This window comes from Burkholderia cepacia (assembly GCF_029962485.1).
Taxonomy (GTDB): domain Bacteria; phylum Pseudomonadota; class Gammaproteobacteria; order Burkholderiales; family Burkholderiaceae; genus Burkholderia.
In genome coordinates this window covers 1,628,844-1,651,641 of sequence record NZ_CP073638.1, presented here as the reverse complement: position 1 = coordinate 1,651,641, position 22,798 = coordinate 1,628,844, and the positions used below count along the sequence as shown (strand labels likewise).

Annotated in this window: 22 protein-coding genes and 1 tRNA gene; 11 read left to right on the top strand and 12 right to left on the bottom strand. The window is 66.6% G+C overall.

Going from position 1 to position 22,798, the window contains the following annotated elements; genetic code table 11:
• Positions 1-146: 146 nt before the first annotated feature.
• The gene (locus tag KEC55_RS23700) at positions 147-815 is read left to right on the top strand and encodes an O-methyltransferase (RefSeq protein WP_282507557.1); all 669 of its coding nucleotides are present in this window, start codon (positions 147-149) and stop codon (positions 813-815) included.
• A gap of 9 nt (positions 816-824) precedes the next feature.
• Here the strand turns inward: KEC55_RS23700 and KEC55_RS23695 are convergent, their stop codons facing one another.
• The 4 genes from KEC55_RS23695 to KEC55_RS23680 all read right to left on the bottom strand — a co-directional run bounded on the left by KEC55_RS23695 (position 825) and on the right by KEC55_RS23680 (position 5,023).
• On the bottom strand, positions 825-1,976 hold the full coding sequence (locus KEC55_RS23695; RefSeq protein WP_282507556.1) for a DUF1176 domain-containing protein: 1,152 nt from the start codon (positions 1,974-1,976) through the stop codon (positions 825-827).
• A 293-nt stretch (positions 1,977-2,269) separates the two neighbouring features.
• Positions 2,270-3,493 (bottom strand): RtcB family protein, encoded by a 1,224-nt coding sequence (locus KEC55_RS23690; RefSeq protein ID WP_282507555.1) that lies wholly within the window; start codon positions 3,491-3,493, stop codon positions 2,270-2,272.
• Between the two features lie 60 nt (positions 3,494-3,553).
• Positions 3,554-4,693 (bottom strand): slipin family protein, encoded by a 1,140-nt coding sequence (locus KEC55_RS23685; RefSeq protein ID WP_282507554.1) that lies wholly within the window; start codon positions 4,691-4,693, stop codon positions 3,554-3,556.
• Between the two features lie 257 nt (positions 4,694-4,950).
• Positions 4,951-5,023: transfer RNA gene (locus KEC55_RS23680), tRNA-Phe, on the bottom strand.
• Between the two features lie 338 nt (positions 5,024-5,361).
• Between KEC55_RS23680 and rtcR the strand changes: the two genes are divergently transcribed.
• Entirely contained in the window at positions 5,362-6,978 is a 1,617-nt protein-coding gene (gene rtcR, locus KEC55_RS23675) for an RNA repair transcriptional activator RtcR (RefSeq protein WP_282507553.1), read from the top strand.
• A gap of 25 nt (positions 6,979-7,003) precedes the next feature.
• Here the strand turns inward: rtcR and KEC55_RS23670 are convergent, their stop codons facing one another.
• The gene (locus tag KEC55_RS23670) at positions 7,004-7,597 is read right to left on the bottom strand and encodes a nuclear transport factor 2 family protein (protein WP_282507552.1); all 594 of its coding nucleotides are present in this window, start codon (positions 7,595-7,597) and stop codon (positions 7,004-7,006) included.
• 129 nt (positions 7,598-7,726) lie between these two features.
• Here KEC55_RS23670 and KEC55_RS23665 point away from each other — a divergent pair, with 129 nt between their 5' ends.
• Entirely contained in the window at positions 7,727-8,269 is a 543-nt protein-coding gene (locus KEC55_RS23665; protein WP_176046152.1) for a MarR family winged helix-turn-helix transcriptional regulator, read from the top strand.
• Positions 8,270-8,309: 40 nt separating this feature from the next.
• Here the strand turns inward: KEC55_RS23665 and KEC55_RS23660 are convergent, their stop codons facing one another.
• A complete protein-coding gene (locus KEC55_RS23660; protein ID WP_282507551.1) occupies positions 8,310-9,521 on the bottom strand; it encodes an IscS subfamily cysteine desulfurase in 1,212 nt (403 codons plus the stop codon).
• Between the two features lie 273 nt (positions 9,522-9,794).
• Here KEC55_RS23660 and KEC55_RS23655 point away from each other — a divergent pair, with 273 nt between their 5' ends.
• The 4 genes from KEC55_RS23655 to KEC55_RS23640 all read left to right on the top strand — a co-directional run bounded on the left by KEC55_RS23655 (position 9,795) and on the right by KEC55_RS23640 (position 13,031).
• Positions 9,795-10,322 (top strand): flavin reductase family protein, encoded by a 528-nt coding sequence (locus KEC55_RS23655; RefSeq protein ID WP_282507550.1) that lies wholly within the window; start codon positions 9,795-9,797, stop codon positions 10,320-10,322.
• Positions 10,323-10,358: 36 nt separating this feature from the next.
• On the top strand, positions 10,359-11,837 hold the full coding sequence (locus KEC55_RS23650) for a 4-hydroxyphenylacetate 3-hydroxylase family protein (protein WP_282507549.1): 1,479 nt from the start codon (positions 10,359-10,361) through the stop codon (positions 11,835-11,837).
• A 50-nt stretch (positions 11,838-11,887) separates the two neighbouring features.
• Positions 11,888-12,274, top strand: a complete 387-nt coding sequence (locus KEC55_RS23645; protein WP_176046148.1) for a cupin — start codon at positions 11,888-11,890, stop codon at positions 12,272-12,274.
• Positions 12,275-12,341: 67 nt separating this feature from the next.
• Positions 12,342-13,031 carry a DUF2848 domain-containing protein gene (locus KEC55_RS23640; RefSeq protein ID WP_282507548.1) on the top strand — a complete coding sequence of 230 codons (690 nt, stop codon included), beginning with the start codon at positions 12,342-12,344 and terminating at the stop codon, positions 13,029-13,031.
• Positions 13,032-13,061: 30 nt separating this feature from the next.
• Here KEC55_RS23640 and KEC55_RS23635 read toward each other — a convergent pair whose 3' ends face one another.
• From KEC55_RS23635 to KEC55_RS23625, 3 genes are all read right to left on the bottom strand, one after another.
• On the bottom strand, positions 13,062-13,811 hold the full coding sequence (locus KEC55_RS23635) for a class I SAM-dependent methyltransferase (RefSeq protein ID WP_282507547.1): 750 nt from the start codon (positions 13,809-13,811) through the stop codon (positions 13,062-13,064).
• A gap of 14 nt (positions 13,812-13,825) precedes the next feature.
• Positions 13,826-15,253 carry a hypothetical protein gene (locus tag KEC55_RS23630; RefSeq protein WP_282507546.1) on the bottom strand — a complete coding sequence of 476 codons (1,428 nt, stop codon included), beginning with the start codon at positions 15,251-15,253 and terminating at the stop codon, positions 13,826-13,828.
• An 84-nt stretch (positions 15,254-15,337) separates the two neighbouring features.
• Complete coding sequence (locus tag KEC55_RS23625) at positions 15,338-15,964, bottom strand: LysE family translocator (RefSeq protein ID WP_059237464.1); 627 nt, start codon at positions 15,962-15,964, stop codon at positions 15,338-15,340.
• A gap of 169 nt (positions 15,965-16,133) precedes the next feature.
• On the opposite strand from KEC55_RS23625, the gene KEC55_RS23620 reads away from it, so the two are divergent.
• From KEC55_RS23620 to KEC55_RS23610, 3 genes are all read left to right on the top strand, one after another.
• Positions 16,134-16,934 (top strand): AraC family transcriptional regulator, encoded by an 801-nt coding sequence (locus KEC55_RS23620; protein ID WP_282507545.1) that lies wholly within the window; start codon positions 16,134-16,136, stop codon positions 16,932-16,934.
• Between the two features lie 124 nt (positions 16,935-17,058).
• On the top strand, positions 17,059-17,478 hold the full coding sequence (locus KEC55_RS23615; protein ID WP_282507544.1) for an ATP--cob(I)alamin adenosyltransferase: 420 nt from the start codon (positions 17,059-17,061) through the stop codon (positions 17,476-17,478).
• A gap of 99 nt (positions 17,479-17,577) precedes the next feature.
• On the top strand, positions 17,578-18,579 hold the full coding sequence (locus KEC55_RS23610) for a LysR family transcriptional regulator (protein WP_282511342.1): 1,002 nt from the start codon (positions 17,578-17,580) through the stop codon (positions 18,577-18,579).
• 25 nt (positions 18,580-18,604) lie between these two features.
• Here the strand turns inward: KEC55_RS23610 and KEC55_RS23605 are convergent, their stop codons facing one another.
• From KEC55_RS23605 to KEC55_RS23595, 3 genes are all read right to left on the bottom strand, one after another.
• Complete coding sequence (locus tag KEC55_RS23605) at positions 18,605-19,876, bottom strand: type II toxin-antitoxin system HipA family toxin (protein ID WP_282511341.1); 1,272 nt, start codon at positions 19,874-19,876, stop codon at positions 18,605-18,607.
• Between the two features lie 5 nt (positions 19,877-19,881).
• On the bottom strand, positions 19,882-20,385 hold the full coding sequence (locus tag KEC55_RS23600; protein WP_282511339.1) for a helix-turn-helix domain-containing protein: 504 nt from the start codon (positions 20,383-20,385) through the stop codon (positions 19,882-19,884).
• A gap of 163 nt (positions 20,386-20,548) precedes the next feature.
• On the bottom strand, positions 20,549-21,469 hold the full coding sequence (locus KEC55_RS23595; protein WP_282511337.1) for a LysR substrate-binding domain-containing protein: 921 nt from the start codon (positions 21,467-21,469) through the stop codon (positions 20,549-20,551).
• Positions 21,470-21,577: 108 nt separating this feature from the next.
• Between KEC55_RS23595 and KEC55_RS23590 the strand changes: the two genes are divergently transcribed.
• Entirely contained in the window at positions 21,578-22,660 is a 1,083-nt protein-coding gene (locus KEC55_RS23590) for a tartrate dehydrogenase (protein ID WP_282511335.1), read from the top strand.
• Positions 22,661-22,798 lie beyond the last annotated feature (138 nt).

Sequence of the window (22,798 nt, the reverse complement as noted above, 5' to 3'; positions counted from 1 at the left end):
TGCTCCGTTTGTTGTTGTGAAGGTCGAGGGGTCCTGCCGTCCGGCGATTATAGGAGCACGTGCGCTGCTGTCCTTAGAACGAATGGTTTGTTGCTTATGGGGACGTCGCGCATAGAATGCCTTTTTCCGCAGACGAAAGGTGCGCGATGGATCAGGATCAGTGGAACCAGGTGGATGCGTATTTCTCCGCAACGCTCGTGCCGTCCGACGACGCGCTCGATGCCGCGCTGGCGGCAAGCGACGCGGCCGGGCTGCCCGCGATCAACGTCGCGCCGAACCAGGGCAAGCTGCTGCAGCTGCTCGCGACGATCCGCGGCGCGCGCCGCATTCTCGAGGTCGGCACGCTCGGCGGCTACAGCACGATCTGGCTCGCGCGCGCATTGCCGCCCGGCGGCACGCTCGTGACGCTCGAACTGAACCCCGAGCATGCGAAGGTCGCGACGCAGAACATCGCGCGCGCCGGGTTCGCGGAGGTCGTGTCGGTGGTGGTCGGCAGCGCGAAAGACAGCCTCGCGCGGCTCGTCGACGCCGGTGAGGCGCCGTTCGATTTCATCTTCATCGATGCGGACAAGGACAACAACGCGGTCTATCTCGACGCGGCGCTGAAGCTGTCGCGGCCCGGCACGGTGATCGTCGTCGACAACGTCGTGCGGCGCGGGCGCGTGGCCGACCCGGACAATCGCGAGCCCGACGTGGTCGGCGTGCGCGACGGGTTCGCGCGCCTCGTGGCCGAGCCGTCGCTCACGACGACGGCCGTGCAGACGGTCGGGCAGAAGGGCTGGGACGGGTTCTCGATCTCGATCGTCGGCGCGTGACGTGATGCGTCAGTGCGCGCTTGTGCTCGCGTCGGCGCGGCGATACAGGCGTGGCCACTGATCCTGGAACAGGCCGTTGCAGGTGCCGTGCGTTGCGATGTCGGCGAGCAGGAAGCGCCGGCCGTCGAAGATCCACGACGCGGTCGAGCCGCAATCGCCGGCACTGCGCAACCGGACCTTGCTCGACAGCATCGCGCTCGACGGATCGTAGCCGGCGTCGGTGAGTTCATTCGGAAACGACGCCGAATCGAGGCCCGCATTCGCGTATTCGCCGAAATTCAGGGCCGTCGGCGCGTACGGTGCGGTGCGGCGGATGCGATACCACAGATCGGTGTGGTTATACATGCTGCTGGTCTGGCACGGGATCGCGACGAGCGCCTCGTCGGCCGAGATCGCGACGGCGGTCGACGCCTTCCTGCGATCGCTTGCCGACATTTCGTCTTCGACATCGGCCGCGCATTGCTTCACGTCCGTGCCGAATTTCGCAAGCACCGCGTCGACGAGCGGACGCTGTTCTGCTGCCGACAGGTTGGCGACGGGCGGCGGCGCCGGCGTGACGGCGGGCGGCAGCGCCGGTGCGGACGGCACCGACGACGCAGGCTTGGTACCGGGGCGCAGCAGCGCGGTGACCGTGCCGACACGGCCCTGCGTATCGTCGATCAGCAGCAGCGCGGCATTCAGCCCCGACAACGGCGTACGCGCGGTGTGCGCCGACGCCGGATCGCCGAAGCTCAGCAGCTGTGCGTTGCGCGACGCGGAAAGCCACGCGGCAACCGTTGCCGGATCGCTCGTGCGGACCCGGAACGGGTGTGCTTCGTCGTCGGTCTTGTCGCCGAACGCATGCCATTGGGCCGGCACCGCATCGAACGGGCGGCCGTCGACGCGTGCGGTACGCAGGTCCAGCGGCGCCGACGCGTAGAGGTCGAGCGACGGTTGCGCATCGGGGCCGGCATCGCGCGTCACGCGCAGGATGAGGGTGGGGCGTGCATCGTCGATATCGTCCGCATGGCTTTCGGCGATGCAGCGATTGCCGTTGTCGCAGACAACTGCCCAGTTCTTGAAATCGCGCTCGACCGGCGGCCGCGCGAGCGGACGGGCCTGTGCGGCGAATGGGGAAACGGCGAGGAGGACGGCGAGGGCAAGCGAAAAACGGTGCGACATGACGGTTCGTATCGACGGTGAAAGGGCGGGCGGAAGATGCCGGACTGCAAGCGCATCGTCAGCAAGCGGTGCAGGTCGAGTGCAGCGGCGCGAACGGCGTCAAGTATACCGCTGCGACGGGAGGCGCCCGATGTGGCGGCTCGTAGTACGCGGGTGCGTGCGTTGCTGGCCGCGCGGAGGCCGCTGCAGACGGACAAACGGCGCGATGCCGCCAGGCACCGCGCCGTTTGCTTGTCATCGACCTTCGATGATGTCGCACGGGAACATGTCGGGCATCGACACGCCGCCCCATGCTATCCCTTCACGCACACCACCTGACGCAGCGTGTGCACCACTTCGACGAGGCTGCGCTGGGCCGCCATCACCGCGTCGATGTCCTTGTAGGCCATCGGGATTTCGTCGACGACGCCCGCGTCCTTCCGGCATTCGACGCCTTGCGTGGCTTGCGCCTGGTCGTCAGCCGTGAAGCGGCGCTTCGCTTCGGTGCGGCTCATCGTCCGGCCCGCGCCGTGGCTGCACGAGCAGAAGCTTTCCGGGTTGCCGAGCCCGCGCACGATGAAGCTCTTCGCGCCCATCGAGCCCGGAATGATCCCCAGTTGCCCCTTCTGCGCGGACACCGCGCCCTTGCGCGTCACGAGCACGTCTTCGCCGAAGTGGCGTTCGCGTTGCACGTAGTTGTGGTGGCAGTTCACCGCGTGCTCGTCGACCGCGAACGGCTTCGCGATCACGCTGCGCGCCGCGGCGATCACCGCGTCCATCATCGCCTGCCGATTGCGCCGCGCATAGTCCTGCGCCCATCCGACCGCTTCGACGTAGTCGTCGAAGTGCCGGCTGCCTTCGGTGAAATACGCGAGGTTGCGATCCGGCAGGTTTGCGATGTGCTGACGCATGTCGGCCTGCGCGAGTTCGATGAACAGGCTGCCGATCGCATTGCCGACGCCGCGCGAGCCGCTGTGCAGCATGAACCACACGTGGTCCGCTTCGTCGATGCACACTTCGATGAAGTGATTGCCGGTGCCCAGCGTGCCGAGATGCGCGTAGTGGTTCGTCTTTTCCAGCTTCGGATACTTGTCGACGATCCGCTGGAAACCCGGCAGCAGCGACTTCCACGATTCGGTCACGGCGGCCGGCGTGCGATCGCCCCACGCGCCCGGATCGCGACGGCCCGGCGCGCGGCCGTGCGGCACCGCGCGCTCGATCGCGCCGCGCAGCCCCGCGAGCGAATCCGGCAGGTCGGACGCCGTCAGCGTCGTGCGTGCCGCCATCATCCCGCAGCCGATATCGACGCCGACCGCGGCCGGGATGATCGCGCCCTTCGTCGGAATCACGCTGCCGATCGTCGAGCCCTTGCCGAGGTGGACGTCCGGCATCACCGCGATGTGGCTGAAGACGAACGGCATCTGCGCGGTGTTGCGCAGCTGCGCGCGCGCTTCGTCCTCGACGGCGACGCCTTGCGTCCACATCTTCACCGGCTTGCCGTTCGCCAGTTCCATCACCTGGTAACCCATGTCATTCATTTGCTTCACCATTCATTTCGTTGTCCGGCGCGGCACACGCGTGCCGCGCCGTGTCCTGCATTACGTGCCCTTGATGCTGACGAGTCCGTTCAGCACCTGGTCGAGACCGCCGAACACCGAGATGCGGTCGATCCGTTCCGCGACGCGCTCGAGCGTTTCCAGCTCCTTGAGCCGCAGCGCGGTCGGGTTTTCTTCCATCACCTTCGCGGTGTTCAGCAGCGAACGCGTGGCCGCCGTTTCCTCGCGGCGGCGAATCACGTTCGCCTGCGCGGATTTCTCCGCCTCGACCACCTGCGCGAGGATCGTCTTCATGTCGCCCGGCAGCACGATATCCTTCACGCCGACGCTGCGCACGTCCACGCCCGAATCGCCGAGACGGGCACGCACCTGTGCGATCACGACCTCGTCGATCGACTGCTTGTCCTCCAGCAGTTCATCGAGCGAGCGCGTGCCGACCGCCGAGCGCAGTGCGAACTGCAGCTCGCGATACAGGTGCTCGACCGGCTTCTGCAACTGGCCGAATGCACGCAGCACGTCTGCATAGCACCACGTCGCCGACAGGTTCAACCGCAGCGCGACCTTGTCACGCGTCAGGATTTCCTGTCCGCCGACTTCGATCGCCTGCAGGCGCAGGTCGACGAGTTCGACCGCGACGTCGCGGTTGAAGCGCCAGAACGCCGACGTACCCGCGTCCAGCAACCGCTCGATCTTGCCGTCGATCTTCAGCACGCCGACGTGGTACGCCGGCACCTGCGCCAGCAGTACGCCCGTCAGGCCCGCCACGCCGCGTGCCCGCAGCGCCGGTTGCGCGATGCGCTTCACGAGCGCGGCCGGCAGCATGCTGTCCTGCGCGAGGTCGACGCGTTCGAGGCGGTGCGCGGTCAGGCCGCGCCAGTACAGCCGGCGCGTGCCCGGCGCCAGGATCTCGACGAGCACGTCGTCTTCATAGCGCAGGCCCGCTTCGTCGTCGGCGAGATCCATCGCGACGAAGTACCGCGCGAGCACGTCAGGTGCGTCGTGACGCAGGTAGTCGGCCAGCGCGGCGTCGGCGAGCGGCGCGTCGAGACGCGCGGTCTGCACCGACAGACGCTTGAACGGATCGAAAGCCTTGAACACGCCCGGTTCCAGCACCTTCACGAAATCGCCTTCGCTCATCAGCAGCGCGCGTTCGTTCTTTTTCACTACATGACGCTTCCACATATTTTTGTCCTTTTTTTCAACGGCCGCCGGGTGACGCGCATCGTGCGAATCGGGGTGCGACGCGATCGGGCGGGCGGCGCGCTGGCCGGCGTCGAAGCACACAGCGACGCATCCTGCATCGCGTCGTCGTGCGCATTCGCGCGGGCCGTGCGGCCGCCCGGCCGATCGCGCGGAACCTTGACCGGTCCGACGCGCGGCGGGCCTGTCGGCCCGCACCGGCGGGTACTGCTTTCATCACAAGACTGTCTTTACGGACAGTGTTCGAGCGGGATTCGAACCCGCCACCGGCCGGCTTTCGCCGGCTGCTCCACCTGGCTGAGCTTCCGAACAATGGGCGCTCCGGGATTCGAACCCGGACGAGGCATCCTGGCGCGCGCCCCTTTGCCTTCATCTGTCCATGGCGGCATGCGCTACCGCGACGAACGAGGTTCGGCGGCGGCGCACCAGCAGGGCTTGTTGAACCCTGACTCGCGGGCCAGCGGGACATCCGGCGTGTTCTATTAAGCGAGGAGCGTGCCAGTGGGCGTGTTTGCGCTCGGGATATTTTTTAATTCATTGAAAATAAAGGGATTTTATTTGATGCGATTCATTGGTTGTCGGTGCGCCCCGTCTCGCGTCATCGCGAAATTCCGATACAATCGGATCGTTTTTTATCCGGTGAGATAAACATGCGAAAGACCGTTGCCATCGGTTTTCTCGGTATCGTGCTCGATCAGGGCGATCGCACGGCGCGTCGCTACCCGAAATGGCGGCCGACGATTTCGCTGTGCGAGCATCCCGGCCAGCCGATCGACCGGCTCGAACTGCTGTATCCGAAGGAGTACCTGCGTCTCGCGAGCCACGTGCGGGAGGATCTCGCGCAACTGTCGCCGCATACCGACGTGCGGCTCACGCCGGTCACGATCCACGATCCGTGGGATTTCGAGGAGGTCTACGCGACGCTGCACGACTTCGCACGCGCATATCCGTTCGACCTCGAGCACGAGGATTACCTGATCCACATCACGACCGGCACGCACGTCGCGCAAATCTGCTGGTTCCTGCTGGCGGAAGCGCGCTACCTGCCCGCACGGCTCGTGCAGACGGGGCCGCCGCAGCGGACCGACGAGGGCCCGAGCGGGCCGGGCACGATATCGGTGATCGATCTTGACCTGTCGCGCTACAACCGGATCGCGCAACGCTTCACGCGGGAGCGCGACGAAACGGTGTCGTTCCTGAAGGCCGGCATCGCCACGCGCAACGCGCGTTTCAATGCGCTGATCGAGCAACTGGAGCGCGTGGCCGTGCGTTCGCGCGCGCCGATGCTGCTGGTCGGGCCGACGGGCGCCGGCAAATCGTTTCTCGCGAAGCGCGTGTACGAGCTGAAGCGCGGCCGCCATCGGCTCGCGGGGCCGTTCATCGAGATCAACTGCGCGACGCTGCGCGGCGACGCGGCGATGTCGACGCTGTTCGGGCACGTGAAGGGCGCGTTCACGGGCGCGCAGACGGCGCGCGCGGGCCTGCTGCGCGCGGCGGACGGCGGGCTGCTGTTTCTCGACGAGATCGGTGAGCTCGGGCTCGACGAGCAGGCGATGCTGCTGAAGGCGATCGAGGAGAAGCGTTTCCTGCCGGTCGGCGCGGACGTCGAGGCGACCAGCGATTTCGAGCTGATTGCGGGCACGCATCGCGACCTGCGGCAGATGGTGGCGGCCGGCACGTTCCGCGAGGATCTCTATGCGCGGATCAATCTGTGGACGTACGAACTGCCGGGGCTCGCCGAACGCCGCGAGGACATCGAGCCGAATCTCGAATTCGAACTCGATCGCTTCGGCCGCGAGCAGGGCGAGCAGGTGCGATTCAACGTGGAGGCGAAGCGGCGCTATCTCGCGTTCGCGGCGTCACCGCGCGCAACGTGGGCCGGCAACTTCCGCGAACTGTCGGCGTCGGTCACGCGGATGGCGACGCTGGCCGATGCAGGGCGGATTACCGAGGCGCTTGCCGAGCAGGAAGTCGAGCGGCTGACGCGCACGTGGTCGTCGCCGGGCGGCGCGGGTGTGTCGGAATCGTGCGTTGACGCGGTGTTCGGTACGCGCGCGGCGGAACTCGACCTGTTCGACCGGGCGCAGCTCGAACGCGTGCTCGACGTGTGTCGCACTTCGGCGAGCCTGTCGGAAGCAGGGCGCACGCTGTTCGCGGTGTCGCGGCAGAGCAAGAAGCAGCCGAACGATGCGGACCGGCTGCGCAAGTATCTCGCGCGGTTCGGGCTCGATTGGGAGGCGGCGAGGCAGGCGCTCGACGGGGCATGACGAGCGGCGCGGCCGGCGTGATCGGTCAGGCCGCCGCAGTCGCCGCGTCGTGAAACGGCGCCAGGAATCCCCAATCCGGGTGAGCCGCCGCGACATCCGCCAGCCCGTGCGCAAACGCACGCGCCGGCAGCCACGGATACCCGAACGCCGCATGCAGCGCGCCGAGCTTCAGCGATTGCGGATCGTCGACCGTATCCATCCGCGCGATATGAATGTGCAGCGCGGCGATCCGCACAACGTCATCACCGTTGTCATCTCCCGCGAACTGCCAGCGATACGTGCCATGCCCGATCCGCAGCGCGCCGCTGTCCTTCTGCCGCATCGCGACGAGCCACGGCATGTTGCTGACGCCATGTTTGTCGACATCCGGTTCCGTGCAGACGTAATAGGTGCGGCACCGCTCGAACCGCTCGCCGAATTCCTTGACGAGCGTGCGCGCGATGGCGCCCGCGCCCGTCACGCGCGGCGGAAAATCGATATCGTCGTTGGCGAGCGAAAAGCTCAGCTCGGCATCGGCCGCGAAGCAGTCGGCGATCAGTGCGGGCCGGTTCAGGTCTTTCGCGCGCAGATAGCATTCGAGCAGCGCGCGAACCGTCGCGGGATGAAGCGGGAAGGGCATGGTCGAACCTCCAGTGTCGGAAAATCGGGCCGCATGCGGGCCGCCGGACCTGGTCGGGGGTGCATGTGCCTTTGCCGTATAATTTCGTTTCAAAGCTAAATTCGCATGACTGCACGGAGCGTCGACGTCATGGCCAAGCAGCAAGAGGAGTCCGTTCTGACCATTACCAACCCGGCCTGCCTGATCGACGGCACGGACACGGAATTCCGTCACCTGATCAACGGGCTGTTGCCGTTCGCGGCGCGCCTGCTGTCGGTGCGCGACGGTTTCGGCTCGATCGCCGGGCTGACCGGCATTCAGTATTCGTTGCTCGTGTCGGTCGCGCACCTGTCTCACGACGACGTCGTGACCGTCAACCGCCTGGCCGATCACCTGCACCTGAGCGGCGCGTTCGTGACGATCGAAACCGGCAAGCTCAAGAAGCTCGGCCTGATCGACAAGCGAGCGGACCCGGACGACAAGCGCAAGATGCGGCTCACGGTCACGTCGGCCGGCACGAAGCTGCTGAAGGCGCTGGCGCCCACCCAGCAACGGATCAACAACGTGCTGTTCGAGGGCGTGACCAAGACCGAATTCAAGGTGATGTGCTCGGTGATCGACCGCCTCGTCACCAACGGCGATCGCGCGACGCTCGATCTCGCGCACATGATCGCGCGCCAGGAAAAAAGCTGACGCACGCCGGCCGCGGGCCGGCGCGGCGCCTCGGCCACACTCAGTGCGCGGCCCACTCGATCGTGTTCAGGTCGACCCCTTCCAGATGCATGTCCCACAACGGGCTCAGCGCGCGCAGCTTGCCGACCGTGTCGCGCACCTGTGCGATCACGCTGTCGACTTCGGCTTCGGTCGTGAAGCGGCCGAGCGTGAAACGGATCGAGCTGTGCGCGAGTTCGTCGCTGCGGCCGAGCGCACGCAGCACGTAAGACGGCTCCAGCGACGCCGACGTACACGCGGAGCCTGACGATACCGCCACGCCCTTGATCCCCATGATCAGCGATTCGCCTTCGACGAAGTTGAAGCTGACGTTCAGGTTGTGCGGAATCCGCTGCGTCAGGTCGCCGTTCACGTAAACCTCGTCGAGCGTCGACAGCCCGGCCAGCAGCCGGTCGCGCAACGCGCCGACGCGGCGGCTTTCTTCTCCCATCTCTTCCTTCGCAAGCCGAAACGCTTCGCCCATCCCGACGATCTGGTGCGTCGGCAGCGTGCCCGAGCGCATCCCGCGCTCGTGGCCGCCGCCGTGCATCTGCGCTTCGATGCGCACGCGCGGCTTGCGGCGCACGTACAGCGCGCCGATCCCCTTCGGGCCGTACACCTTGTGCGCGGTCACCGTCAGCAGGTCGACATTCAGCGCATTGACGTCCACCGGAATCTTGCCGGCCGCCTGCACGGCGTCGCAGTGGAACACGATGCCGCGCGCGCGGCACAGCGCACCGATCTCGGCAACCGGCTGGATCACGCCCGTTTCATTGTTCGCGAGCATCACCGACACCAGGATCGTGTCGCCGCGCAGCGCCTGCCGCAGCGCATCGAGATCGACGAGGCCGTCTTCCCGCACGTCGAGGTACGTGACGTCGAAGCCCTGCCGTTCGAGTTCGCGGCACGTATCGAGCACGGCCTTGTGCTCGGTCTTCACCGTGACGAGATGCCTGCCGCGGCCCTGGTAGAAGTGCGCGGCTCCCTTGATCGCGAGGTTGTTGCCTTCGGTCGCGCCGGACGTCCACACGATTTCGCGCGGGTCCGCGCCCAGCAGTGCGGCGACGTGCGCGCGCGCTTCCTCGACGGCCTGCTCGGCATCCCAGCCATAGCTGTGGCTGCGTGAAGCGGGGTTGCCGAACCGCTCGTGCAGGAATGGCACCATTTTGTCGACCACGCGCGGATCGACGGGTGTCGTCGCACTGTAGTCCATGTAGATCGGACGAGATGACATCGAAAGGGCTCCGGAAAGCGGGTCTCTCGCGGATCGCGAAAGCCGGGGAATACGGTTGCCGCAGTGTACGTGGACATTCACGGGCGCCGCGCAACATCCATCACGCCAGTAGGGTTGTCTTTCAAACAAAGCTTTCAAGGTCAGGGTTTACGACAGCTTGAACCCGCCTTTGTGTTTACATTTAATAAAAGCTAAATAACAAAGCTAAATAACGGTGCTTTGTTGGGCCGGATTCCACGGCGGGATCCGGCGATGCAACCCAAGGAGGACGAGATGAGCGAGAACCATGCCGGAGCCGGCGCGGGCGCTGACGAGCAGCGGCGCTTTCGCAGTGCGTTGTCGATGTTCGCGACGGGTGTCGCGGTGATTACCGCACCGCGCAAGGAGGGGATGCCGGTCGGCATCACGGTCGCGTCGTTCAATTCGGTCTCGCTGGATCCGCCGCTGATCCTGTTCTCGGTCGATCGCCGCAGCCTGAGCCTTGGCGACCTGGCCGGCGCGCGCGGCTACGCGGTCAACGTGCTCGACGAGACGCAGCAGCACCTGTCGAACTGCTTTGCGAAAGCGAACGGCGACAAATGGGGCTGGCGCGCCGGCGCGACGGACGACGACGGCGCGGTGCTGCTGCCCGACGCACTCGCGACGTTCGAATGCGAACCCTATGCGCAGTACGACGGCGGCGACCACGTGATCTTCGTCGGCCGCGTGACGCGACATCGCGCGCGCTCGGAAGGGCGCCCGCTGATCTTCTTCGGCGGTCGCTACCGCGCGCTCGACGGCGCGCACGCGCCGTCCGTGTGAACGCAACCCACGATTCATTCCACCCAGGAGGACATCATGATCAAGAACGGGACTCAGCACATCGCGTCGCTGCGCGACGGTCGGCAGGTTTACCTGAACGGCCAGCCGGTCGGCGACGTGACCGCGCATGCAGCATTCCGCAATTCGATTCGCAGCTACGCGAGCCTGTACGACTACCAGGCGCGCGACGAAAACGTCGAGAAGATGACGTTCGTGTCGCCCGACACGGGCAACCGCGTGAGCCGGATCTGGCAACTGCCGACGTCCTATGACGAACTGCTCGAGCGCCGTACCGCGCTGGAGGCGTGGTCTGAGCTGCATTACGGCTTCATGGGCCGTTCGCCCGACCACGTTGCGTCGTGCCTGTCGGGCATGTATATGGGCGCCGACGTGTTCGAGCAATACGACCCCGCCCGTGCAGGCGCGCTGCGCGACTACTACCGTTACGCACGCGACAACGACCTGTTCCTGACCTACGTGATCGTGAATCCTCAGGCGAACCAGTCGAAGAGCGCGCACGAACAGGAAGACAAGTACCTCGCAGTCGGCATCGTCGATCAGGACGCCGAAGGCATCACGGTGCGCGGCGCGAAGATGCTCGCGACAAGCGGAATCATGGCGAACGAGGTGTTCTGCAGCTGCATCCAGCCGCTGCGCGAAGGCGACGAGATGTACGCGCTGTCGTTTGCGGTGCCGATGAACGCGAAGGGCATGAAGATCATGTCGCGCAAGTCGTACGAGGAAAACGCGACATCGGTGTTCGACAACCCGCTGTCGAGCCGCTTCGACGAGAACGACGCGGTGCTGTACTTCGACGACGTGAAGGTGCCGTGGGAACGGATCTTCGTCGCCGGCAATACGGCGATGTGCGCGAAGCAGTTTCACGCGACGCCGGCCCACGTGTACCAGAACTATCAATGCCAGGTGCGCCTGATGACGAAGCTGCGCTTCCTGGTCGGGCTCGGCTTGAAGATCTCCGAGGTCAACGGGACGAACACGTTCCCGCAGGTGCGCGAGACGCTGGGCCAGCTCGCGGCCGAAGCGTCGATGGTCGAGGCGTGGGTCTACGGGATGGAGGCGAAGGGCACGGTCGTCAACGGCTTCTACGTGCCCGACCGCAACATGCTGTACGGCTCGCAGGTCGTCACGCAGCAGCTGTATTCGAAGGTGCTCAACACGCTGCGCGAGCTCGCCGGCGGCGGAATGATCATGCTGCCGTCCAGCGTGCGCGATTTCGAGAACCCCGACCTGCTGCGCATCATCGAGAAGACGCAGAAGTCGCCGGTGTGCTCGTCCGAGGAGCGCGTGAAGTTCTTCAAGCTCGCGTGGGACGCGGTCGGCTCCGAATTCGCGTCGCGCCACAACCAGTACGAACTGTTCTATGCGGGTGCGTCGTTCGTCACGAAGGGGCATGCGTACCGCACGTACGACTGGCAGCGCGCGTCGCATCTCGTCGATTCGATGCTCGGCAGCTATTCGCTGAACCAGGAACTGTCGACGCCGCGCGCCGCTTGACGCGTCCGGTCGCGTCCAACTTCACCCGCTATCGCATTCAGGAGAGACAGATGGCCATCAACAAGCTTCACGACGAATTCCATACGCTGGACATGCAGCGCGACTGGCAACTGCCGGAAGGCTATGACCCCGCATCCGGCGCGCAGGAGCTGATCCTGTCCGGCGCGCTCGATACCGAGCGCAAGCGCGGCAGCCGCACGCGCCTGCTGCGACTGCCTGCCGGGCTGCATACGAAGAAGCCGTTCGTGCACGACTACTGGGAAGAAGTGTTTCTGGTCGAAGGCGACCTGACCGTCGGCAACGACGAGCACGGCGACGGCGGCACGCCGTTCAACGGCTACACGTACGCGGTGCGTCCGCCCGGTGCATGGCACGGCCCGTTCAAATCGAACGGCGGCTGCGTGCTGCTGGAGATCCACTACTACGACCCGGCATAAGCGCGGCCATTCACGACACATCGCGGGCAGCGCCATATCGTGCTCTGCCCGCCACGAGGAGCATTCGATGAAAACCATTACGTTCGCGATCGACGGTCGCGACGGCCGTACCGAGCGCGCGATCGCGATCGACACGCTCGTGATCGCGGGCTGGACCGGACGCGACACGGTCGCCATGGAGAAGCACATCCGCGAGCTGGAGGAACTGGGCGTCAAGCGCCCGGCGACGACACCGGTGTTCTACCGCGTCGCGGCCGATCGCCTCGGCCCGTCACCCGCGATCCAGGTGTCGGGCGGGCAGAGCAGCGGCGAAGCGGAATTCGTGCTGGTGCGCGACGGCGGCGAGACGTTCGTCGGCATCGCGTCCGATCACACCGACCGCGAAGTCGAGACGTACGGGATCACCGTCTCGAAGCAGATGTGCGGCAAGCCGTGCGCGAGCACGCTATGGAAGTTCGACGACGTGGCCGGGCACTGGGATCAGCTCGTGCTGCGCGCGTACGCGACGATCGACGGCGAGCGCGTGCTGTACCAGGAAGGCAAGGTGACCGCGATGCGCGCACCGGACGACCTGATCGCACAGTTCGCGCGCGATGACGGCCGCTTCGTCGACGGCACCGCGATGCTGTGCGGTACGCTTGCGGCGATCGGCGGCATCCGGCCGGCCGAGCGCTTCGAGGTCGAGTTGGAAGATCCAGTGCTGGGCCGCACGATTCGCCACGCGTATGCGGTCGATGCGCTGCCCATTGCGGGCTGACGTCGTCGATGCTCGCGCACGCAAGCGCACTTAAGCGCGGCAGATCGCGATGATCTCCGCGCTGGCCGCTTCGTCGAATGGCGCATGCTGCCAGTCGCCGTACCAGTCGGCCGACGCGAATCCGGCTGCCGCCACGCGTGCCTGCAATTCGGGTTGCGCGATGAAACGCAGCCGGCTCGTGTTCGTCAGCACCGTATCGTCGCGGTGGAAGCGGTAGTGCGTGTCGAACGTCACGATCGCGCGGTCGACCGCACGCACCGCGTGATGGAGATCGACGCTGCCGAAGTCGCGCGATTCGACGCGGCGTGCCGAATGCGCGGGTGTCCACGCACGCCACGGCTCGATGCGCGGGTTGCGGGTGTCGAACAGGAAGCGGCCGCCATCGGCGAGTACGCGTCGCACGCCGTGCAGCACGACGTCGATTTCGTCATCGGTCAGCAGGCACTGGAACGCATGCCCGGTCATCACGACCGAATCGAACGGCGCGCCGGGCGGCAGGCCACCGAGTTCGCACGCGAACCAGCGCACGGTGTCGGCGTGCGGCTGGCGTCGAGCGTATTCGATCATTGCGGGCGCCGGATCGATCGCGACGACGTCATGCCCGGCTGTCGCGAGCCGGCGCGCGAACGTGCCGGTGCCGCAGCCGAGATCGAGGATGCGTTGCGGCGAGGTGCCGATCACGGACGCGTAGAACGCGAAATCCCGATCATCCGCGTTGAACAGGTCGTAGACCGCGACGAGGCGTGGGTCGGTGTAGAGGGCGTCTTCGATGGTCGGCATCGGCAGGCGAGACGTCAACGATCGGCAACCGGCTTCAGCACCCCGCGAAATTGCAGGTATGCGTGCGCTTCGGCCTGCAGCGCATCGTAGGGCCGCGTCATCCAGTCTCTGATCTCGGCGAGCGCATCGCGGCCGGCGGCCCGCACCGCGCCGCTGACCGCCTGCGCTTCCGGGTTGCCCGCCACGTCGTTGCCGCAGGAAACCGCGTCGTCGCATGGTCGCGATGTTGTCTGCGTGAACACGGTCTTGCCATCGTGGAAATATTGGTCCCAATGCGTGTTGAAGATGACGATGCCCTTCTGCGTATCGACGAAGTAGTTGATGTCGGCGGTGTAGCCGACCAGCGCGTCGTCGAAGAAGGTCCAGCGTTCGGTACGGATCGGCAGCAACCCGTTCACCGGATGCGCGTTGTCGAAGCGCATGCGGACCTCGAGCTGGCGATACGGACCGAATTCGATCAGGTACGCGTCCGGCCCTTCGTCATTCCGGTGATACCAGCGCACCATCGCGGGCGTCGGCGTGAAGGGGCCCGACAGCAGCGTGGCGCCGTCATGGTGATCCAGGTCGAGCGCAACCTGCGCGGCGGCGATCCGGCTCGGCGGCAACCGCCCCGGTACCGCAGGCACGTTGATGCCGGGCGTCACGTCGTAGCCGGGAATGGCATTGGCCAGAGCATCCGGCATCGGGCAGCGCGTGCTGCCGGTGAGCGACATGCTCGGCGTACTGGTCGTGAGCGTCGTGACGATCGGAACGCTCACCCCGGGGAGGGCGATCGGCAAAATCGTATTGAGGCAGTCCTGCACGTTGCGCGAGCCTGCCCCTGCGTCGTGGCCCGTGTCCTGCGCGTCGAAGCGCACGCTATAGTCGAGCAGTGGGCCGTTGTCTCCGAGCGGTTTGGCATGGGCCTCCCCGCTTCTCGAGACGAGCGCTTGGTAGCCGGGCTGGCGCGGTAGCGCGCCGGGCGACAGCACCACGGCAAACGACGCGATCGAGAAGCCGTCGTCGATCCGGTGCGGCAGGTCGAAGCCGATCGTGCGCAACGTGTCGAGGCCGCGTCGCGGCGTGACCGTGGCGGTCAGACGGCGCACTTCCTCGTCGGTGTGCTGGTTCCATTGCGGATCGGGCAAGCACCCGAGGCCATAGCTGCACGACAGCAGGCTGTAGGTGGTGGTCGTGCGCGTGTAGTGCGCGACGATCTCGACGCTGTCGGGCAGCCGGCTGCGCAGATCGGCATTTTCCCCGGGCGACAGGAACGGCATGTAGAGATCGCTCAGTGCGATCGTGACGTGCGAGGTGCCGGGCGGTGCCAGGACGTCGCGGGGCTTTGGATCGCGGGGTGTCAGCAGCCACCAGGCTGCAATCGTGCTCGCGGCGGCGACGCCGAGTATCCACGTCAGGCGCCGGGTGGTGCGGGTGCGCGATACGCGAGGGGAAGCGGCCATGGATCGGGGCGTCGCTGCCGGTGGTTGTCGAGTTGTTGTCTGGTCCGTCCGCGCTCGCCGTGCGGGGCGAGCCGCTTGCCGGGCTTACCGCTGCTGCACGGCCACGCGCAGCCCGAGCGCGATGAAGATCGAACCGATGATCTTGCCCTGCCAGCGCGTGAGCCACGTGAGCCGTTTCACGATGCGGCCGAGCGGGCGGATCGAGCACGCGATGAGCGTCGTGTAGAGCGAGCTGAGCACGACGAAGATCAGCCCGAGCACCGCGAACTGCACGAACGTCGAGCCGCGCTCCGGATGCACGAACTGCGGCATGAACGCGAGAAAGAACAGCGCGGTCTTCGGATTCAGCACTTCGGCGGGAATGGCCTGCAGGTACGCCTTGAGCGGCGTGACGGGCGACACTTGCGGCAGCGACGGATCGGACGCCTTCTCCAGCAGCGCACGCACGCCGAGATAGATCAGGTACGCGGCGCCGACCAGTTTCACGACGTTGAACGCGAGCGCCGACGTCATCAGCAGCGCGGACAGCCCGACGGCCGCGAACAGCGTGTGCACGAAGTCACCGCTCGCGACGCCGAGGCCGGTCAGGATGCCGGTCTTGCGCCCGCCCTGCACGGTGCGGCTCAGCACGAGCAGCACGGCGGGGCCGGGGATCAGGAACAAGCCCAGAACGACGGCCGTGAAGGTGGTCAGCGTGGTCAGGTCGAACATGGCGGCTCCGGCAGTTTGGCGCAGCGGCGGGGGATCGGGGCATTGTATTCGGTTCGGCGCACGGCCGCTGACGCGCCGTTGAACGACCCGGCCGCACGGGCGCCTTTCTGGTATAAGCACGAAAGGACGCGCAGCAGGGCGTCCGGCTTCTTCCACCGCCCATCGTTTCATGCGCGAGCTTCCACCGACCACCGATCCCGCCGCGGACGCCGACGTCTATCACGTGCCGCGTCCGCTCGTCGTGTTCGGCGGCTCGGTCGTGGAGCCCGAATGGCGGCTGGAGCGGCACCGCCATCGCCAGGCGCAGTTGCTTTACACGCTGAGTGGCGTCGTCTATTGCGAGATCGACGGCGGCGTGTGGAGCGCGCCGCCGCAATGCACGGTATGGATTCCTGGCGACGTCCCGCACGCCGCGCGCGGCTCGGCCGGTGCGACCTTCTATGCGGTGCTGGTCGAACCCGACGCCGCGCTCGACCTGCCGGCGCGCTGCTGCACGCTGTCCGTGTCGCCGCTGCTGCGCGAACTGCTGCTGAAAGCCGCGAGCTTCCCGAACCTGTACGACGTCGACGGGCCGCAAGGGCGGCTGATGGCGACGCTGCTCGACGAACTCGTGGCGGCGCCGGTCGAGGACCTGTACCTGCCGATGCCGACCGACCGCCGGCTGCGCAAGCTGATCGACCATCTGCTCGACGATCCGGCCGACAAGTCGCCGCTGCCCGAACTCGCGCGGCGCGCGGGCGTCAGCGAGCGCAGCCTCACACGCCTCGCGACGAAGGAGCTCGGGATGAGCCTCGGCGACTGGCGCCGGCGGCTGCACGTCGCGCTGTCGCTGCGGATGCTGACGACCGGCCGCCGCGTGCACCAGATCGCGATCGACCTCGGCTACGAGAGCGCGAGCAGCTTCGTGACGATGTTCCGCAAGGCGACCGGCAAGTCGCCCACGCAATTCCTGACCGACCGGCAGCGCTGAACGACCGGGCCGCACCGGCGTTCACGCACGTTTGGCCGGATTGAAAAAGCAGTTGGCCGGGATGAGAAATGACGTGTTTGGCCTCGATCCATAAAATGAGAATCGTTCTCATCTGGGGGTCGACATGCAAATCACCACGACTGAATTCCCGTTTGTCTGGCTGCGTTACAGCGGTTCGACGCACCTCGAACCGGCCCAACTGATCGCCGAGCTCGATGCGCTGCTGGCGCGCGGCGAACGCTTCGTTCTTCTGACCGACGATGCGCCGTCCGGCGACGATCGAGGCGACACCGATCACGAGATGCGCAAGCAGCTCGCGAAGTGGAGCAAGGCCAACCGCGCGCAGTCGCGCGAGTGGATCCCCGCGATGATCGCGATCGAGCCGGATGCGGCACGGCGTGTCGCGCTCGATGCATTTTCGGGCACGTTCGAGAAGGTCTGGGGCTATCCGCTGAACGCGGCGGCGACGCGCGACGACGCGCTGGCGCTCGCGCAGCGGCTGCTTGCGGAACCCGCGCGCAGCATGGCGGCGGCGAACGCCTGAACCGGCCGCCGCGCGAGCCGCGCGGCTCTCGTCGACAACGACACACATGCACGGTGCGCACGCGCGCCGCGGCGTGTCGCAACCACGCAGGGGTGACCGGTGGACAATCCGATCCGCGCGATGCGCATCTTTACGCGCATCGTCGAAATGAAGAGCTTTACACGCGCGGCGCTGGCGCTCGGCATCTCGCGCGCCACCGCGACGCGAACCGTGCAGGAACTCGAAGCGGCGCTCGGCACGCCGCTGCTGGTGCGCACGACGCGCGCGCTGCGGGCGACGTCCGAAGGCGACGCGTATTACCGACGCTGCGTGAGCATCACGGCGGACGTCGACGAGCTCGAGGCCAGCATTCGCGGCGCCGCGCGGCACCCGAGCGGGCCGCTGCGCGTCGAGGTGCCGGCGTCGGTGGCCGGCGCGATCGTGCTGCCGGCGCTCGACGCGTTTCATGCACGGCATCCCGATCTCGTGCTGATGCTGGGCGTGGCCGGGCGCGCGGGCGATCGCGACGCCGACGCGATCGACTGCCGTATCCGGCTGGGTGCGCTGCCCGATTCGTCGCTCGTCGCGCGCCGGCTCGGCACGCTCGAGCGCGTGACGTGCGCGAGCCCCGCGTATCTCGACCGCTTCGGCGTTCCGCGCACGCTCGACGCGCTGACGGCGCACCGCGCGGTCAGCGGCACGCTGGTGTCCGGCCAGCGCACGGCCGAACTCGATTTCGTCGCGGACGACGTCGTGCGCAAGATCCGGCTCGACAGCATCGTCAGCGTGGACGACGAGCAGGCGTATCTGGCCTGCGGCGTGCATGGCCTCGGGCTGATCCAGCCGACGCGCATCGCCGCGCAGCCGCTGATCGACGCGGGGCGGTTGCGGGAAGTGCTGCCGCGCTGGCGGCCCGCGGCGGCTGCCGTGTCGGCGGTCTATGTGAAGCGCCCGCATGTGTCGCCCGGCGTGCGTGCATTCGTCGACTGGATCGCGGAGCGTTTCGCGCAGGCCGCGCACGAACATGAAGGGATGGCGGCGGCGGGGGCGGCAGGGTGGCGGCCGGTGCCGGAGGCAATCGCCACCTGCGATCGCGATAGCAGGCTGGCCGAACTGGCGTGACGGCATGACGCCGCCTGATGTGAATTCAGGCGTCCGCGAGGTGGAACGCCCCGGCCATGCGCTCCTGTTCCCGGGCAGGAAGCGCGAGTCGCATCGCGAGCGTTCTCCACTGGCTGACGACGCCGCGGAAATCATCGATGATTTCGTCGGCGTCGCTCAGGCTCAGTCGGAAGTACTCGCATACCTCGCGGGCGAGTTCGAGGTCGAGCGCGTTGTCGGCTTCCGTGATGTTGAGCTTGAGGCCGTCGGCGATCGCGACCGGATTCATGTCGTAGGCGGCGGAGAGTCGCCAGCCGGCGCCCGGTGCGAGCATGAATCCGTGATTGCGAAGATGGTCGTCCGTATTCGAGACGAGCAGATTGAATACGATGCGCGCCCAAAGCTCACGCAAGTCGGCATTCGGTTGCGCACCGTGCCGCATGAGGACTTCGGCCAATTCCAGATAGCTGACACCTGTCGATGCGTCGTCGCCGTCGACGTGGCCGGTCATCGTCATGGCCGATGCGAAATGCAGACGTCGGCCTGCCGCGGTTCGATCGAAACGTCGAACCAGGAAGCAGTGATGGTCGCTGGCGAATTTCCGCGCTTCGGCTTGGGCGACGTTCAAGCCGCAACCGGCTGCCAGCGCGTTCACCACCATTTCCCAGCCGCCTACGTCGTAGTCGTCTCGCGCGCTCGGGAATTTGGCGATATAGAGATGGCCGAGATCGTCGGCCACGCTTGCCTTCGGCCTGGCGCCACCGAGCGAGCCGCCGGGTGCGATCAGCATCGCCAGCCAGTCGCGGCCGTCCGGGGCGACGTTGTCGACGTCGTCCTCCAGCGCGCGACTCGCACGTTCCAGTTCACGGATTTCCGCAAACGGAGGGGCGGCAAGATCAAGGCGATCGTCGAGGAATTCGCCGGTGTCGTCTAGCTTGTAGCGCAACGCGCCGACACGATAAAGATCGTGAACGCCAAGCAGGTAGTCCGATTCGTGGAGCCGGGTGCCCGCCGGCCGCTGGCCGGCACGCATGTCCCGCTCCAGCCTGCGATCCATCAGCATGCGGCCCCACCGGTCGGGGCTGGAATCGGCGAAGGCGCCGAACGCATCCCGTGGCGGAAGCGGATACTGCGGGCCCTCGAAGAGACCGATACCCGGATCGATCTGTACGTTGGCGAATTCGGGAGCAGCCAGCGCAGCAGGATCGTACTGGAACTCGAACCGCTCGTGCGCTCGCGTCTTGCGGCTGTGCAGGAGTCCGAGCTTTCGGGGTTCCGGCAGCCCTTCCCAATCTGCGTAGACACCGATCGTTGTCATGTTCCTCAAGGCTCCCTATGCCGTCGCTTCGCAGGCTTCAGCAGGGCGACCAGATCGGCCGCCGTCGTGCCACGGATCTCGCCAGGTTCGGTAGTGCCGTACGCCGATGTGTCTGGTACCGCCGTTTCCGCAACGGGTCGAACGACGGCTCGCTTGTACTGACTGCGTGTGGGCGAAGTTGCGGGGGACCGAGGCGCCGAGGTTTGTCTGGCGGATCGTGGCGTGACGAGGCGGGCGTCCTGAAGCTGGCGGCCGACTTCGTCAGTGGCGGCCAGCTGCTCCAGATCGTTCTGGAGGCCCAGCACCTGCATCACGGAAAGATACGCCCCCATGGTCACGCCCGCCCCGCCGGCTTCCAGTGAACGAAGCGTCATCGGCGACATGCCGGCGCGCTCCGCGACCTGCTTGGCCGTCAACTTCCGGCGCAGGCGAGCCAGTTTCAACCGCTCGCCAAATTCGGCGAGCAGCTTGCTCGATACCGGCAGGAGTGGTGCTGTCTTCTGTCCCATGATGGTGATATTTCATCATTCTGGTGACGATAATGCCAGAATATTAGCGCAATTGGAGTGACGTTAGGATAATCATAGCCAGTCAAGTGCGCGAGAATGCAATTATTTTGGCGATTTAGAACAAATTTCGCCAAAATAACAACCATATTTGACGTGTCGCCGCCTACGCCGCCTTCAACCGCCCCAGCTCTTCCGCCAGGAAATCGACGAACGCGCGAATCCGCGTGGACATCTGGTGACGCTGCGCATACACCGCGTAGATGTCGGCGCTCGGCGTTTCTTGATCAGGCAGCACGACGACCAGACGCCCGTCGGCGAGATAGTCGCGCAGGTCCCACTCCGCGCGCATCAGGATCCCGTGTCCGTCGAGCGCCCACTTCACCGCGATCTCGCCGTCGTTCGTCGTCAGGTTGCCGTTGATCCGCACGGCCTCCGTGTGGCGCGCCGCGCCGCGGCCGCTCGTCAGGCGCCAGACGCCGTACCCTTCGTCGCCTTGCCGGATGCCGATGCAGTTGTGCCGCGCGAGGTCGTGCGGCGTGCCGGGCGTGCCGTGCCGCGCGAGATAGGCGGGCGCCGCGCACAGCAGCCGGCGGTTCGGCGCGAGCCGCCGCGCGACGACGCGCGTGTCGGGCGGCTCGCCGAAGCGGATGCACACGTCGAATGCATCGTCGGTGAGCGGCGGCGGCATCACCGACAGCTGCAACTGCACCGACACCTCCGGATAGCGCGCGACGAAGCGCGAGATCGCGGGGCCGATGTGGCTGCGCCCGAACCCGAGCGTCGCGTTCACGCGCAGCAGCCCTTTCGGCCGCTGCTTCGCGCTGCCAAGCAGTTCGCCGAGTTCGTCCATCTGGTCGAGGATCCGGCGCGCGTAGTCGAGATACACGTCGCCTTCGGGCGTCAGCATCATCCGTCGCGTCGTGCGGTTGACGAGCGTTACGCCCGCGCGCCGCTCCATCTGCGTGAGCCGCTTGCTGACGGCTGCCGCGGTCAGCCCGAGTTCGCGCGCGGCCGCGCTCAGGCTGCCCGACGCGGCCAGTGTCGAGAAGAAGCCGAGATCGGCCGGCTGAACGGTATCCGCCATGACGGGATTTGTGAATTTAAGTTAAAGATGCTTTGAGTATAGCCCCGGTTTCTGCACTTCTGGTTCGGTAAAGTGCGTTCACGCTCACGATCAATCGAGGATGTCCGCATGAAGACCTACCGTATCGCAACGATTCCCGGCGACGGCATCGGCAAGGAAGTGGTGCCGGCCGGCAAGCAGGTGCTGGAAGCGCTGGCCCGCGGCAGCGACCGCTTTGCCTTCGAGTTCGAGGATTTCGACTGGGGCGCCGATTACTACCGCCAGCACGGCGCGATGATGCCGGCCGACGGTCTCGACGCGCTGCGCGGCAAGGACGCGATCCTGTTCGGCTCGGCGGGCGACCCCGACGTGCCCGACCACGTGACGCTGTGGGGGCTGCGCCTGAAGATCTGCCAGGGCTTCGACCAGTACGCGAACGTGCGCCCGACGCGCATCCTGCCGGGCATCGACGCGCCGCTGAAGCGCTGCGGGCCGGACGACCTGAACTGGGTGATCGTCCGCGAGAACTCCGAAGGCGAATACGCGGGCGTCGGCGGCCGCGTGCACCAGGGCCATCCGATCGAGGCCGCGACCGACGTGTCGATCCTCACGCGCGCCGGCGTCGAACGCATCATGCGCTTCGCGTTCCGGCTCGCGCAGTCGCGCCCCCGCAAGCTGTTGACCGTGATCACGAAGAGCAACGCGCAGCGGCATGCGATGGTGATGTGGGACGAGATCGCGAAGCAGATCGCGCAGGAATTCCCCGACGTGACGTGGGACAAGGAGCTCGTCGATGCAGCGACCGCGCGCATGGTCAACCGGCCGGCGTCGCTCGACACGATCGTCGCGACCAACCTGCACGCGGACATCCTCAGCGATCTCGCCGCCGCGCTGGCCGGCAGCCTCGGCATCGCGCCGACCGGCAACATCGATCCCGAACGCCGCTACCCGTCGATGTTCGAGCCGATCCACGGCTCCGCGTTCGACATCATGGGCAAGGGGCTCGCGAATCCGGTCGGCACGTTCTGGTCGGTCGTGATGTTGCTCGAGCATCTCGGCGAAACGGACGCCGCCGCGCGCGTGATGCAGGCGATCGAGGCCGTGACGGCCGCCCCGTCGCTGCATACGCGCGATCTCGGTGGCAGTGCGACGACCGCGCAGGTGACGGCGGCCGTGTGCGAGCGCGTCGCGCACGCGGCGGTCGCGGCCTGACGAACGGGCGGGCGGCGCGCCTGCGCAAGTAGCAGGCGGGCGCCGTCCGCTCATCGCCCCGGATTTTCCTGCCCGGGACTCGCGCATCCGACGCGAGCCGGGCGCCGGCCGCCCGCCGCCCGCTTCATCCCGGCGCCG

What these genes read in the sequence shown, in the direction of transcription:
- KEC55_RS23700 (WP_282507557.1), top strand. Translation starts at nt 147, where the DNA reads ATGGATCAGGATCAGTGGAACCAGGTGGATGCGTATTTCTCCGCAACG.
- KEC55_RS23695 (WP_282507556.1), bottom strand. Translation starts at nt 1,976, where the DNA reads ATGTCGCACCGTTTTTCGCTTGCCCTCGCCGTCCTCCTCGCCGTTTCC.
- KEC55_RS23690 (WP_282507555.1), bottom strand. Translation starts at nt 3,493, where the DNA reads ATGAATGACATGGGTTACCAGGTGATGGAACTGGCGAACGGCAAGCCG.
- KEC55_RS23685 (WP_282507554.1), bottom strand. Translation starts at nt 4,693, where the DNA reads ATGTGGAAGCGTCATGTAGTGAAAAAGAACGAACGCGCGCTGCTGATG.
- rtcR (WP_282507553.1), top strand. Translation starts at nt 5,362, where the DNA reads ATGCGAAAGACCGTTGCCATCGGTTTTCTCGGTATCGTGCTCGATCAG.
- KEC55_RS23670 (WP_282507552.1), bottom strand. Translation starts at nt 7,597, where the DNA reads ATGCCCTTCCCGCTTCATCCCGCGACGGTTCGCGCGCTGCTCGAATGC.
- KEC55_RS23665 (WP_176046152.1), top strand. Translation starts at nt 7,727, where the DNA reads ATGGCCAAGCAGCAAGAGGAGTCCGTTCTGACCATTACCAACCCGGCC.
- KEC55_RS23660 (WP_282507551.1), bottom strand. Translation starts at nt 9,521, where the DNA reads ATGTCATCTCGTCCGATCTACATGGACTACAGTGCGACGACACCCGTC.
- KEC55_RS23655 (WP_282507550.1), top strand. Translation starts at nt 9,795, where the DNA reads ATGAGCGAGAACCATGCCGGAGCCGGCGCGGGCGCTGACGAGCAGCGG.
- KEC55_RS23650 (WP_282507549.1), top strand. Translation starts at nt 10,359, where the DNA reads ATGATCAAGAACGGGACTCAGCACATCGCGTCGCTGCGCGACGGTCGG.
- KEC55_RS23645 (WP_176046148.1), top strand. Translation starts at nt 11,888, where the DNA reads ATGGCCATCAACAAGCTTCACGACGAATTCCATACGCTGGACATGCAG.
- KEC55_RS23640 (WP_282507548.1), top strand. Translation starts at nt 12,342, where the DNA reads ATGAAAACCATTACGTTCGCGATCGACGGTCGCGACGGCCGTACCGAG.
- KEC55_RS23635 (WP_282507547.1), bottom strand. Translation starts at nt 13,811, where the DNA reads ATGCCGACCATCGAAGACGCCCTCTACACCGACCCACGCCTCGTCGCG.
- KEC55_RS23630 (WP_282507546.1), bottom strand. Translation starts at nt 15,253, where the DNA reads ATGGCCGCTTCCCCTCGCGTATCGCGCACCCGCACCACCCGGCGCCTG.
- KEC55_RS23625 (WP_059237464.1), bottom strand. Translation starts at nt 15,964, where the DNA reads ATGTTCGACCTGACCACGCTGACCACCTTCACGGCCGTCGTTCTGGGC.
- KEC55_RS23620 (WP_282507545.1), top strand. Translation starts at nt 16,134, where the DNA reads ATGCGCGAGCTTCCACCGACCACCGATCCCGCCGCGGACGCCGACGTC.
- KEC55_RS23615 (WP_282507544.1), top strand. Translation starts at nt 17,059, where the DNA reads ATGCAAATCACCACGACTGAATTCCCGTTTGTCTGGCTGCGTTACAGC.
- KEC55_RS23605 (WP_282511341.1), bottom strand. Translation starts at nt 19,876, where the DNA reads ATGACAACGATCGGTGTCTACGCAGATTGGGAAGGGCTGCCGGAACCC.
- KEC55_RS23600 (WP_282511339.1), bottom strand. Translation starts at nt 20,385, where the DNA reads ATGGGACAGAAGACAGCACCACTCCTGCCGGTATCGAGCAAGCTGCTC.
- KEC55_RS23595 (WP_282511337.1), bottom strand. Translation starts at nt 21,469, where the DNA reads ATGGCGGATACCGTTCAGCCGGCCGATCTCGGCTTCTTCTCGACACTG.
- KEC55_RS23590 (WP_282511335.1), top strand. Translation starts at nt 21,578, where the DNA reads ATGAAGACCTACCGTATCGCAACGATTCCCGGCGACGGCATCGGCAAG.